Source organism: Haladaptatus sp. CMSO5 (assembly GCF_036689885.1).
Lineage (GTDB): Archaea > Halobacteriota > Halobacteria > Halobacteriales > Halococcaceae > QDMS2.
Window position 1 is genome coordinate 2,801,774 of the sequence record NZ_JBAHVW010000001.1, and the last position, 12,798, is coordinate 2,814,571.

At 61.5% G+C, this 12,798-nt stretch carries 11 protein-coding genes; 5 read left to right on the forward strand and 6 right to left on the reverse strand.

The features are described from left to right. The first annotated feature begins 1 nt into the window (after position 1). From V5N12_RS15030 to V5N12_RS15045, 4 genes are read left to right on the forward strand one after another with little or no spacing between them, the layout of a single operon-like run. A complete protein-coding gene (locus V5N12_RS15030; RefSeq protein ID WP_332899989.1) occupies positions 2-1,006 on the forward strand; it encodes a glycosyltransferase family 2 protein in 1,005 nt (334 codons plus the stop codon). Next, positions 1,006-2,025: a DUF354 domain-containing protein gene (locus V5N12_RS15035; protein ID WP_332899990.1), complete on the forward strand. Its 1,020-nt coding sequence runs from the start codon at positions 1,006-1,008 to the stop codon at positions 2,023-2,025. Before V5N12_RS15030 ends, V5N12_RS15035 begins: the two co-directional genes overlap by 1 nt. Continuing rightward, positions 2,022-2,951 (forward strand): glycosyltransferase, encoded by a 930-nt coding sequence (locus tag V5N12_RS15040; RefSeq protein WP_332899991.1) that lies wholly within the window; start codon positions 2,022-2,024, stop codon positions 2,949-2,951. Before V5N12_RS15035 ends, V5N12_RS15040 begins: the two co-directional genes overlap by 4 nt. Beyond that, positions 2,944-4,929 carry a DUF2206 domain-containing protein gene (locus V5N12_RS15045; RefSeq protein WP_332899992.1) on the forward strand — a complete coding sequence of 662 codons (1,986 nt, stop codon included), beginning with the start codon at positions 2,944-2,946 and terminating at the stop codon, positions 4,927-4,929. Before V5N12_RS15040 ends, V5N12_RS15045 begins: the two co-directional genes overlap by 8 nt. Before the next feature lie 14 nt (positions 4,930-4,943). Here V5N12_RS15045 and V5N12_RS15050 read toward each other — a convergent pair whose 3' ends face one another. Then, positions 4,944-5,984, reverse strand: a complete 1,041-nt coding sequence (locus tag V5N12_RS15050; RefSeq protein ID WP_332899993.1) for a hypothetical protein — start codon at positions 5,982-5,984, stop codon at positions 4,944-4,946. Positions 5,985-6,065: 81 nt separating this feature from the next. Here V5N12_RS15050 and V5N12_RS15055 point away from each other — a divergent pair, with 81 nt between their 5' ends. Further along, positions 6,066-6,704: an HAD family hydrolase gene (locus tag V5N12_RS15055; protein WP_332899994.1), complete on the forward strand. Its 639-nt coding sequence runs from the start codon at positions 6,066-6,068 to the stop codon at positions 6,702-6,704. Here the strand turns inward: V5N12_RS15055 and V5N12_RS15060 are convergent, their stop codons facing one another. The 5 genes from V5N12_RS15060 to V5N12_RS15080 all read right to left on the reverse strand — a co-directional run bounded on the left by V5N12_RS15060 (position 6,705) and on the right by V5N12_RS15080 (position 12,785). Beyond that, positions 6,705-7,706: a glycosyltransferase family 2 protein gene (locus V5N12_RS15060; protein WP_332899995.1), complete on the reverse strand. Its 1,002-nt coding sequence runs from the start codon at positions 7,704-7,706 to the stop codon at positions 6,705-6,707. Positions 7,707-7,756: 50 nt separating this feature from the next. Then, positions 7,757-8,332, reverse strand: a complete 576-nt coding sequence (locus V5N12_RS15065; RefSeq protein WP_332899996.1) for a metal-dependent hydrolase — start codon at positions 8,330-8,332, stop codon at positions 7,757-7,759. Beyond that, positions 8,332-9,390 carry a DUF1616 domain-containing protein gene (locus V5N12_RS15070; protein ID WP_332899997.1) on the reverse strand — a complete coding sequence of 353 codons (1,059 nt, stop codon included), beginning with the start codon at positions 9,388-9,390 and terminating at the stop codon, positions 8,332-8,334. The genes V5N12_RS15065 and V5N12_RS15070 overlap by 1 nt, the downstream gene beginning before the upstream one ends. Then, on the reverse strand, positions 9,387-11,714 hold the full coding sequence (locus V5N12_RS15075; RefSeq protein WP_332899998.1) for an oligosaccharide flippase family protein: 2,328 nt from the start codon (positions 11,712-11,714) through the stop codon (positions 9,387-9,389). Before V5N12_RS15075 ends, V5N12_RS15070 begins: the two co-directional genes overlap by 4 nt. Positions 11,715-11,870: 156 nt before the next feature. Beyond that, entirely contained in the window at positions 11,871-12,785 is a 915-nt protein-coding gene (locus V5N12_RS15080; protein WP_332899999.1) for a hypothetical protein, read from the reverse strand. Between the last annotated feature and the right edge of the window lie 13 nt (positions 12,786-12,798).

Here is a 12,798-nt window from a genome sequence, read left to right on the forward strand (position 1 = left end):
CATGTATCGGGGGCACACGGTCGGCGTTGTCGTGCCAGCGTACAATGAGGAAGGCTTCGTCGGTGACGTCATCGACGAGATTCCAGCGTACGTTGACCGCATCTACGCTGTCGATGACGCCTCCAGCGACGGAACCTGGATGGAGATTCGTGAGGCAGCAGCCCGCCTGAACCGCGCCGAAGCAGATACGGCGCGCGTCGCGGACGGCGGCCTCGCGTTCGACCGTCGTGTCGTCCCGATACAACACGAGATCAATCGGGGAGCCGGTGGCGCCCTCAAGACGGGCTACCGCCGCGCACTGGAAGACGGCGTTGACGTGACCTCCACGTTGGACGCCGACGGCCAGATGGACCCCGACCGACTCACCGACCTTCTCGATCCCATCGTTGCCGGAGAGGCAGACTATACGAAAGGAAACCGGCTCGCAGAGCCCGCGTTTCTGGACGCGATGCCTCGCTTCCGGCTAGTTGGAAACGTGATGCTCTCGTTTCTGACGAAAATTGCGAGTGGCTACTGGCAAATCGCCGATTCACAGAACGGCTACACCGCCATCAGCCACGACGCGTTAGAAGCCGTTGACATTCCGAGCCTCTACGAATACTACGGCTACTGCAACGAGCTTCTGGTGCGACTCAACATCCACGACATGCGGGTCGCTGACGTGGCGATGCCCGCAGAGTACGGCGACGAGGAGAGTTCCATCGACTACACCAGCTACATCCCAAAGGTGTCTGGCATGTTGTTCCGGAACTTCCTCTCCCGGCTCAAAAAGAAGTACCTCGTGACAGGATTCCACCCGCTTGCGCTGTTTTACCTCGCGGGTCTCGGAACCCTCGGCCTCACGGGTATCTTCCTGCTCGCCACCCTCGTGACCCTGTTCACCGCAGGGTCTGCGCTCGTGGCGTTTGCCACGACCATCGTGACAGGGCTGTTCGCAACGCTGTTCATCCTGCTTGCGATTAGCTTCGACCACGCCGCAAACGAGCACCTGGAGGTGCCCGCCTGATGCGGGTGATGGTCACTATCCAGCATCCGGCCCACGTCCACTTCTTCCGCCACGCAATCGCGGAGTTGGAGGACGAAGGCCACGACGTCCACGTCTTCGCCCGCGACAAGGAGATGGCCCTCGACTTGCTCGACCGCTTCGACATCGAGCACGAGGTGCTCGCTGGGACGGGCAGCGGCCTCTCCCAGCTCGCCCGCGTGCAAGCCGTCTACGAGGCGCGTTTGCTCAAACGAGCCCGCGACATCGAGCCGGACGTCATCACCGCAATCGGCGGGGTGGCGGCGGCCCACGTCTCGCGGCTCGTCGGTGCGAAGAGTCTCGTGTTCTACGATACGGAACACGCGACCATCATCAAGGGGCTTGCCTACCCGTTCGCCCACCGCATCGCAACCCCCGACTGCTACCGCGACACGATTGGCCCCCACCAGCGACGCTACCCGAGCTATCACGAACTCGCCTACCTCCACCCAGACCGTTTCGAGGTGGACGAGTCGAAAGTGCCCGAAGTTGCTGAGACGGACGACAAACTGGTCGTCCTTCGGCTCATCGAGTGGGGCGCGTCCCATGACGTGGGCAAGGGTGGCTTCGACGACGTCGAAGAAGTCGTCTCACGGCTCGAAGCCACGGGCGCAGAGGTCGTCATCACCGCGGAGGGTGACTTCCCCGACTCGCTGGCCGCAAAGCAGATTTCGGTGGCTCCCCACGAAATCCACCACCTGCTCGGCGCAGCCGATTTATTCATCGGCGAGGGCGCGACGATGGCCGCCGAAAGTGCGGTGCTCGGCACGCCCGCCGTTTACGTAAACTCCCTCACCATGGGCTACACAGACGAATTAGACGAGGAATACGGCCTCCTGTTCAACTGCAACGGCGAGAATCGCCACGAAGAGGCGCTCGAAACGGCCGTCTCGCTCCTCGAAGGCGACACCGACTGGGCGGCAAAACGCGAGGCGCTGCTCGCAGACAAGGTCGATACGACCGATGTCATCCGCGAGCAGTTACGGGAGGTGACCGCATGAAGGCCCTGCAACTCGTCACGACCCCGCGCCCGTTTTTCGACCAGCAAGTCGCGGGCTTAGAATCCCGGGGCGTTTCTGCCCCGGTTCGCACGATGCCTCGTCCCGAAGACGGGGGTCGCGGTCCCCGAGAGCTGCTTGAATACGTCCCCGACGTGCTCTCAGCCTCCCTCGGCGGTGCGGACGTGGTGCACGCGAACTTCGGCCTCACCGCCCCGTTCGCACTCGCTCAGCCGCGTCGCCCCGTCGTGATGACGTTCTGGGGCACCGACCTCATGGGGCCAACGTGGCTCCAGAAACTCTCAGAGCAGTGTGCCCGCTACGCCGACGCGGTGGTCGTTCCCTCGAAGACCCTCTCCGAGCGCCTTGATGTCGAGCACACCGTGATTCCCTTTGGCGTCGATACTGACCTATTCCGGCCAATCGACCGTGCCGAAGCGCGCGAGCACCTCGGCTGGGACGCAGACGAAACCGTGGTGCTGTTTCCGTACGACACCGACCGCGACGTGAAAGACTACCCGCGAGCGAAGCGCGTGGTCAATGCCGCGAACGGTGACATCACCCTCAAACCGATTTCAGGAGTTGACTACGACGAGATGCCGTACTATTTCAACGCAAGCGACCTCGTGCTCGTCACCTCGAAACGCGAGAGCGGGCCGATGGTCGTGAAAGAAGCCGCGGCGTGTAACGTGCCCGTGGTCTCGACCGACGTGGGATTCGCCCGCGACGTGCTCGAACCGGTGGCGAACAGCGTTGTCGGCCGAACTGACGACGAACTCACCGCTGGCATAGAGGCGGTTTCAGGCGCTGAGACGCGCTCTGATGGCCGCGAGACGATTGACTGTCTCAGCATCGACGAGATGACCGACCGACTGCTCTCGGTGTATCACGACGTGACCTGCCCGATGGCGGAGGTGCGCCATGGGTAGACTCAAGCGAATGTTGGCCTACCGCCACTTCGACAGGGACGCCGCCATCCTCGGCTTGCTGCTGGCGATTGCGCTGTTCCCGCTGCGTTTTTTCGCCTCCCAGATTTACATCAAGACGATTCCGCTCGTCCTCGGGACGGCGTGTATCCTCTACTTGCTGACGCTGCGGTTCGAAGGCGGCGACACGGCGGGCCACCCGACGTTACCGGTTGGCCTGTCACGCATCCTCCCGAGTATTGTCTTCACCGGCATCGCGGGACTCATCATGATTGCGTCGCTCGGCGGCGGACGCGTCTCGGTGTTCTTCGACGTGTCGAGCATCATCGGCGTGCTCATCCTGTTTCAGATACTGTTCGCGCCGGACGAAGACATTCGGCCACGGTGGGTGCTCGCCCAAATCGTTGCGTTCGCCGTCGTCCTCCGGCTTTCGGCGCTGTTCACCTCGCCGGGCTACATCGGCATCGACATCTGGACGCACATGGAGCAGATTGCGCGACCGGTTTACGAACAGCGCAGCTTGGCTGCGATTTCAGACGACAAGCACTACGCTGCGCCGTTTTTCCACCTGCTCGTGGTCGGCGTCGCCATCCTGCTTGAGGTGTCGCTACGCGACGCGCTCTACCTCTCACTCGGACTGGCGATGCCGTTTGCGGTGTTGCTCATCTACTCGACGACGCGCCTGCTCGTCGCCACCCGGTGGGCGCTGTTCGCCGCCGCCATCTACGGCGTCGGTGACTACGTGCTCGAATGGGGGATTCACCTCATTCCGACGAGCCACGGTCTCCTGCTGTTTCTCGCCGTGCTCTACGCGATGGTGCGGGTGATGCAGACCGAACACGAACTCAAGGACCTCGTGTTGCTGTTGTTCTTCAGCATCGCGCTCATCCTCACCCACCAGGTGTCGTCGTTCATCATGATGGTGGTCGTTGGCTCTGCGGTGGTCGCCCAAATCATTCTGCGCCTTGACCTGTTCAAGCCCGACGCCGTCCGCCCCGACGCCGTGAGCTTCACTCCCGCGGTGAACCTCTCTGGCCTCTTGGTGTTTGACGCTGGCTTCATCACGTTCATGTGGTCGTTCACCCCGTATCGCGGCAATTCGTTCCTTGAGACGGTGTTGAACTACCTGACGAGAACCCTCGCAGACACCGCCGGATTCCTGAATCTCGCAAGCGGGAGTGGGGCGGGAAGCTCTGCCGGCGCAGGGTCCGGCCCGACGATCGTCGAACAAATCGCGCTCTATGTGGACACGATTGGCTTCCTCCTCTTGCTGTTTATCGCAATCGTCGGGTGTCTCTACATCCTCCGCCGAGAGCGCTCTCGCCACTCGGTGTTCACCCTGCTCATCGCGAGCGTCATCATGCTCGTGTTCGTGCTCGGGCTGCCGATGTTCGGGATTCGTAACTTCATCCCACAGCGCTGGTTCGCGTTCCTCTACGCGCCGCTCGCGATTATGGGCGCAATCGGCGTCCGGCACATGTCCTTTAACCTCTATCCAAAGGTCGTGGTCGCCGTCATGCTCATCTTCGTCCTCATCTTCCCGGGGATGATGGTTATGTCGAGCCACGGGGCGATTGACAACCCGGTCTTCGACCAAGACCGTGCCCGACTCAGCTACACCGAACAGGAACTCGATGCCGTCTACACGGTTGGGGCGATGACCGGCCGTCCGGACTCAGAGGAGATTCGACCCAATGAGGTGATCTACACGGACCATCCGTACCAGACGGTGTTCTTCCGGTCTGATACCTACATGGCCGACGCGGCCGTCGTGAACGATACCGGCCCCGTCACCCATGACGTGGTGATGTATCGCGCGGCCCAGAACGAGGAAGCGACGTTCTTCCAGAACTATCCGGAAGGCAGCAACGTGAGTGTGGCGAAAATCCGTAACATTCCACAAGACCGCCTCTGTCGCGTCGGCATGGATAACCTCTACTCGAACGGCGACGTGGTGCTCTGTTCGAACGGGGCTATCTGACCGCAGATTCGTTTCTACGGTTCCTGCGTGAACCAGTAATCGAGCGCGTAGTACTCACCGTTGACTTCGAAATAGAAGTGTTTCCCCGGGCCGCGTTGGCCCGCCTCGGTGAGTCGATTGAGCAGGTGTCTGGTGATAAGCGTCGCCTCGTTGGTATCCTGAATTTTGAGATGGCCGTCTTCGAGCAGTGTTGCCAGGTGGACTTGTTCTTCTTTTAGTAACGAGTCGGTGTCGATGTGGGAGACGAACTCTTCGGGAAGAGAAAACTCCGAGCGCGACGATGATTTCTTGGTAACCGAATACCGGTAGTGTGGGTATTTCGTGGCGTACCTCGCCACCTTGCTTGAGACGCGCCATACCTCGTCTTTGTACTCGACGTGAAACGAGCCTGATTGCGTGTACACAGAGTCGCGTACTGCCTGATGCGAGTCGAATTCGTACCAGAAGATCATCGAGCCACAACGTACTTCGTCGAATATCGAATCAAATTCCGACGTAACTGACTGGTCTATTGTCGAAAGCGAGGAAAATGGGATGGCTTCGCTGCGAGCGTGCTCGCGCTCTACGTCGGGGGTGTCGGGACACGTCGTGACGGCAGTGAAGGAAATCTCGTATTCGAGTGGCTTTGGGTCACCGAGTTCCTCGCGGTCGATGCGGTAGTACGTCTCGTCAGTTTCGACGAACGTGACTCGGCCGAGACTCGACCGCTCCGTGGCAGTGACTTCGAACGTCTCGCTTTCGAGCACCTCTGTGACCAGCGCCTGTGTCCTGCTGTCGAAGGCACCCACCCGCCAGAACAGCGATTCGAGAATACGAGAGTCAGACCGTGGTGTGGCCGACATGTGGAGCCAGACAGGCTCCGGTGTCTGCGTTTGTGTCGTCGTTTGCGGCGTCGTCGGCTGCGTCTCGGTGGGTTCGTCCGTCGGAATGGGAGCTGGCGTCACAGTCGTTGCCGCGTCGTCGTCACCAGTGTCGCGGGTGGCACAGCCTGCAAGACCAGTCGAGAGGGTGAGCGCCCCGGCTTTCAAGAGCCGACGGCGGGAGAGCGGAGTCAAGAATGTTAACTCGTTTACACCTAGAAATAAGTTTTCTGTCTGTGGGATACTGTTTTCCCCGCGCCCGAGAGACACCCCGACATGGAGAAAGCCCTCTACTTCGACCTCGACGGCACGCTACTCCAGTACGGCAACTACCAAGCCATCGTGAAAGAAGCGTTCGAGGAAGTGGTCGGACGCTGTGACCCCGCGTGGCACGAGATTCGACACACTGCCTTCTTCGACGCGTTCGAGGCATTCGACCCGAACCCCTACGAGGTGGGGATGGCCGCCGTGGTCGAGCACGCGAACCTCGACGTGTCGCCAGAAACGCTCGCGGAAGCGTGGCTGGAAGCTGAACTTGCAGGAACCGAACCCACGCCCGCAGCCCACGACTTGCTCTCGGAGTTGGCAGGCGAGTACCAACTCGGCGTCCTCACGAACGGCGTCACCCACGTCCAGAAACGCAAACTCGCCCACCACGGCCTCGACGACTACTTCGATACCATCCTCTGCTCCTACGACGTGGACGCACACAAGCCCGACCCGAGGATGTTCGAGATGGCAAAAGAGCGACTCAGCGCGGATGCGTACGTCATGGTTGGCGACGACCGCGATGCGGACATGCGCCCGGCTGTCGAGACGGGGTTCATGCCGATTTACGTAAACGAGGGCGCAGAACTGCCGGTTGAAGTGCGCGGCCTCTCAGGGCTCGCCGCGCTCGCGGGGCTGTTCGGGTAGTTAGTTTTCGGGGTCTGCGTTCGACCCACCGGTGAGGAGGACGAACAACACGAGGACGGCGACGAGGCCGACACCGGCGGCGAGGACGGCCTTGCCCTGTCCGTTCTCGCGGATGCCGTTTTGGGTCGCCCACAGAATGCCGGGGTAGTGGCGGGCGCGGGCGTTCGACCGGACGAAGTACTGGAGACCGGTCATGAGGTTGCCCTCGTTGAGGTAGAGTTTGGCGAGCACGAGGTTGTGGCTGCCGCGCACGTCGTGGCCTTTTGCCTCTAAGTCGTCGACCACGTCAGCGAATTTTTCAAGATATTTCTCGTCTGCCTCGCGGACGATGTCCGCGGGCGGGTCGCCCGATTCGTGGCGGACAACGAGCGGTTCTGCGACGTGGGCGAGTTTCCCCTCGCGCAGGACGCGCATCAGGAACTCGGGGTCTTGGAAGCGTCGGAAGGTGGTGTCGAAGCCCTCGATTTTCCGCGCCACGTCCGTCCGAACCATGAGCGTCGAACCCGCGCTCGTGTGCAGCCGGTCTGCGAGTACCTCTTCTACGAGTTCGTCGCCCCCTTCGGTCGGGGTTTCGGGGTCGGATTTCGAGAGGAACGAGGCGGCGAGCGAGCGCATCGGGCCGCTCGTTCCCTTCGTTTTCATGTCCACGTCACAGTAGACCGCCACCCAGCCGTCGCCTTTCGATTCGAGATAGTCCACTTGTCGTTCGAGTTTGAGCGGGAGCCACTCGTCGTCCGAGTCGAGGAAGGCGACGTATTCGCCTTCTGCGTGCTCGATTCCGGTGTTTCGCGCAGCGGGTGCGCCCTGATTTTCCTCGTGTTCGATGAACTTCACGCGGTCGTCGTCGTAACCGGTGACGACCTCCTTCGTGTCGTCCGTCGAGCCATCGTCCACGACGAGCAGTTCGAAGTCGTCGTAGGTCTGGGCGAGGACGCTATCGATGGCGTGGGTCACCTCTTCGCTGCGATTGTAGGTTGGAATGACGACGCTTACGGTGGGCATCAGTGAGAGAACACAGACACTCCCCCACCGTTATTATCGGGGGATTAAGGTCAGTCTGAGCGAGCGTAGCGCACCATGTCTGCGAGCACGGGCGCGCCGTCGTACACCCAGAGGGCGATGACGCCGAAGACGAGCGACAGTTCGAAGACGACCAGCGGCGTCAGGCCTTGGGTGGCGAGGTGGTGTATCCATCGGAAGAAGTACACCGCCGCCCGCCCGATGAGGCCGCCTTGGTCGGTGCTGTAGGCGGGCAGCGAAACGACCGGCCAGAGCACGCGGCCGACGATTAACGGCTCGTTGAGCAACAGTGGCTCGTAGATGAGGTCGCCCACGAGGTGTGAGAGGTGCGCGATGGTGTACGCCGCCACCAGCCGACGGTTCCGGCCGTTCGTGAGCAACAACGCCCCCGCGAGCAACGGGCCCATGATGAGGATGGAGTGCATGACGCCGTGGCCTGTCGGCGTGAGGCCGAACGTCCAGCTCAGGGGCTTATCGACGAGGTCCGGTGCCTGAGAACCCAGTGCGACGAGGAACGCCGCGGCACCGTCGGGTGAGCGACGGTAGACGGCGTGGGCGAAAAGCGAGTACAACAGGTACGCGAAGGCGAGGTGTTCCCACGGCCACATTAGCTTGGGCGTGCGTAAACGGCCTGCGTGGATAGCTGTTGTGACGTGCCCGCGGGCGGTTCGATGTCGCCGCCGCCATTTACCGTCACCCAGCGGTGGATAGAGCGGTAGGCGTTGTCCGCGGATGGGTTCTCGGGTACGTCGCCCTTGTAGAGGTAGAACGCCATCCGGAGGTTCCCGCCGGTCAGCGTCGGCTCGACGGTGACGTTCTGGGTGGCGTTCTCACCGTCTGCAACCGTTATCTCTTGGCGGACGAGTTCCTCTTCTTCGACCACCTGTAACTCGCCGTTGTCGGCCTGCTCGACGCGCTGGAGTTCGCCAACCACGGTGTAGGTCACCTCTTCACCCTCGTGGTTGTTGATGCCGATTGGCACGTCTGCGGGCTGTCCGGCGGCGAACGGGCCGGGAGCCTCTTCTGACTGGCCGGTCGGCACGGAGGCGTAGTAGAGCGCCGAGAACTCCTCAGACTGCGGCGGGACGGTGGCCGCAAATCCAGCGCTCGCGGCGACCAGCAGCAGGCTGACCGCGAGCAGGATGGTCGGGAGTTTCGACCGACTCGAACCGAGCGACCCGGTGTGGCTCGCGGAGTCGGTGCGCATCCCGAACGACGGGCGATACTGGCGCTCTGCGGGCAAAAGAAGGCGGAGCACGAGCGCCACCACTGCCAACAGGAGCGTGAGCGCGCTCACGCCGAGGAGGATTGGCGTGACTTCGAGCGCCCACACGAAGTTCAGGACGAAGACGACGAACGGCACGAGCGCGAGGCTGGCGACGATAGACAGTCCAATGCGCTCGACCGGACTCATTCCGTAGTTGCTGGGGAGCTTTCGCAGTCCCTTTTTTGGGTCGTCGCGGTCGTGGGTTCCTTCTTCTGGAATGCGACCGGGATAGAGGGCAGAAATCATCGCATAGCCCGGCAGCACCAAGATGAGCGGCAGTCCCACGAGGATGCGGAGGGTTCCACTCACGTCCGCGACGAGGATGGCGGCATCGGCAAACAGCGTCAGCGCCACGACCAGCAACAAGTCCGTCGGAAACGGCGTTCTCGACTCGCTCATTGATTCTTCACAGACTCCTCTCTACCTTTATTATCGGCCCCGTAAGCGGCCTCGTCGCCGCGCCGTATGCGACGCAGTCCCACTCCTAAAGTGGCGAGGCCAATCCCGGTTGGGACGCTAAACCCGGCCGTCGAGTTCGTACTGGACGTCGTTGACTCCGTCGTCGAACTCGTCGTAGAGGACGTGGTTGTCGTGTTCGTCAATTCAGTTGTTGACGCCGTCGTCGTATTCGTCGTGGTGGTTGTCGTCGAGGTTGTCGAAGTCGTGGTCGAAGTCGTCGTGGTTGGCTCTGCAGTTGTGGTGGTCGTCGTTGTGGTCGGCTCCGCGGTCGTCGTCGAGGTGGTCGTCGTCGGCTCTGCAGTTGTCGTCGTGGTGGTCGAAGTCGTCGTTGCGGTCGTCGTTGGGTCTTCGGTGGTCGGGCCGTCGGTTGGCTCGTCCGTTGGTTCATCCGTCGGTTCTGCGGTCGTCGAGGTGGTCGTAGCCGTGGCTGTCGTGGTTGCGGTCGTCGTCGAGGCTGTCGTACCGCCACCGTCGTCTGTTTGCGTGGTATCCTGCGTGGTCGCTGCGGTTGACGTGGCGGTCGTGCCGTCGGTTTGCGTCGGCGTCTGTGTGGCCGCCGTACTCGTATCGTTGGTCTGGTTCAGCCCGGGCACGTTCACGTCGGGGCTATCGACCGGGCCGAGGTCTGGCCCCATGACGGCGAAGGCAATTCCCGAGATGAACAACACCATCCCGATGAACACGAGGATATACTGAAGCGAGTCGTTCCCGAACAGTGACCCACTGCTAGCATAGCGATCGCGCAGACGAACGACGGGCCCGGCGATGCTGCCGGGCAGCGCAGACGAGAGGATGTCGAGCACCTCACCGATGCCGAGTGCGCCCGTGACGAACGCGAAGGTGAGGAAGATGACGAGGCCGACCGGCGGCACGACAAGGAGCGTCACGATGTCGCCGGAGACGAACGGCACGAGGTTCTGTGGGATGTAACTCGGCAGCGCGAGGATGGGGATGGCCGCGAGGCCGGTCGTGAGCGCGATACGCCCGAGTCGGGCGTCAGAGAGCGGGTTGAACCCGATTTTGCGCGCAGACCAGATGTGGAACACGAACATCGACGCGTAACCGGTGCTCGTCGCAATCGCCGCGCCGTTCATCCCGAACCGTGGGATGAGGATGATGTTCAACACGAGGTTGATGATTGCGGCGCTTGCCGTGGCGATAATCGGCAGTTTCAGGTCGCCTTTCCCCTGACCAATGGCGAGGATGGGGCGCGCAACGGCGAAGCCGAGCGCCCCGGGAAGGAGGAGCAAGAGTGGCTCGACGGCGGGCGTCGCTTCTGCACCGAAGTACACCGGTACAGCAATGTGGGCAATCGAGTACAGCCCAAGCGCCATCACGGCGGTGAGCAAGAGGGTGTACCGCGTCGCGCGGGCGGCGAGTTCTGAAATCTGCCCCGTCCGGTTCTGTGACCAGAGTTTCGAGGTTGAGTGGACGAACACCATCTGAATCGAGGTGGGGACGAACCACAGGAACTCAGCGAGTTTGAGCGCCGCCTTGTAGTGGCCGACCTGCGTGCTGTCGGTGAGCGCCCCAAGCAGGAGGATGTCGATGTGATAGAGCGACATCAGACAGAAGATGAGCACAATCGAAAGCGAGTTGAACGCGACCAGTTCGCGCCACGGGAAGCCCCGTGGAGTGCGCCGAACCACGTTCACCAGCGTGCTCTTGCGGTGGACGACGATGAAGCCGAGAAACATCACGAGCGCACTGCCGAGTACCTGCCCGGCGAGCGCGCCCATGACCCCGTAGCCGTAGTAGACCGCGGGGATGGCGATGACGACGAACGTCACTTCATACAGGATTTTGAGCGGCTCAGAGTAGCGTTCGAGGCCGAATCCCATGAGCGTCCGTCTGACGAACGTCCGAAACTGCGCGACGATGACGAGCACCGCGAGGACGTAGAAGTACGGAACGAAATCCGCGCCGAAAAAGCGTGCGACGAGGCCGGTTTCTGCGAGGAGGACGAGCACGCCCGCACCGGACAGGGCAAGCACGAGTCCCATGCGAAAGTAAAAGCCGATGACGTAGCCACTCCAGTTGTCGATGGAGCGGTCTTCGGGGATGTATTTGCGAACCCCGTCTGCGACCCCAGAGCTCACGAAAATCATGAACATCATGAAGATGGAGAGCACGAAGGCGTACTCACCGTACTGGGCGGGGCCCATGAGACGATAGAGGATGGGCGTCGTCGCGAGCCCAAGGACGAGGATGAAAACCTTCGACCCGAAAATCGAGAGAAAACCGCTCAGAATACTACGTTGCACACTATCACCTTTAGCTTGGCTTCGGCGGCGAGCGCACGCTGTTGGACGCGGGACGTGCGGCGACTCATTCGCTTCTCGCTTGTGTTCACGGGGTGTTTATTATACGGGGGGTAAGGTTGGATGGTTGCTGGGTTAGGCGGTAAGAAACGCGCGTGGCTATGCGTAGCCGAGGTCTTGCAGGCGCTCTTGAACCACGTCTGCGGTTTCGTCGCGCGTCGTAGTTTCGGAGTCGTCACCGACGGTTATCTCCTTTCGCTCTCCGTTCTGGTAGGTGTGCCACGGGATGGTGGTGAGTTCGGGCGTGTGGAGTTCCGTCGGGTGGCCGTACTCCTTCATCGGAATGGGCGAGGAGCGCTCTCCGATCATCTCGGCGTGGTCTGCGGTGACGACAGTCTTGCCCTGCAGGGTTTCTAAGAGGTCTTCGACGATTGGCATACAGAGGTCGAAGTTCTCCTCGTAGGCCTGCCAGAGGATTTCGTCGTCGAGCGTCACCTCGCCGTTTAATACGCGATTCCAGAAGTCGAGGCTGTCTAAGTCCATGTGCTTCTGGCCGGTCTCACCGATGAACGGGTAGTGGGGCTGGATGAAGTGGCCGACGATTTTCTTGTTCGGGTACGTCTCTGCGGCTTGCTTCATGCGCTTTGCCACGGTCTCCGGGCGGACGGTGCGGAACTCATCGTCCCAGCCGTCGTCCTGCCAGATGTGTTCGACGGCGTGAAACTGCACGTCCACGCGATCGCGTTTTCGGTAGAGCTGCGGATTCGCGGTGATGTACACCGTGTCGCGCAGGTCTGCGCCGTCGAGATACGTGTCGAGCCACTCGATGGTGGAGGACACTTTCGATTTTTTCTGTTCGAGCGTCCCGGGGAGAGTGTGGCGCTGGGCGAAGGTGTCGTAGCGACACGCATCGAGGATGATGAGGTTGTCCCAGTCCTCTTCGAACATCTCGACACCGTCGTTTTTCCCCTTCTTCTTGCGCGAGCGATAGTAGTACTTGTTCAGCTCACGGACGACCAGATGCGGTTCACTCAGGCCGCGGCGGATGCGGTTCGTCAGTGCGGACTTCTGCATGGATGGTTCTCAT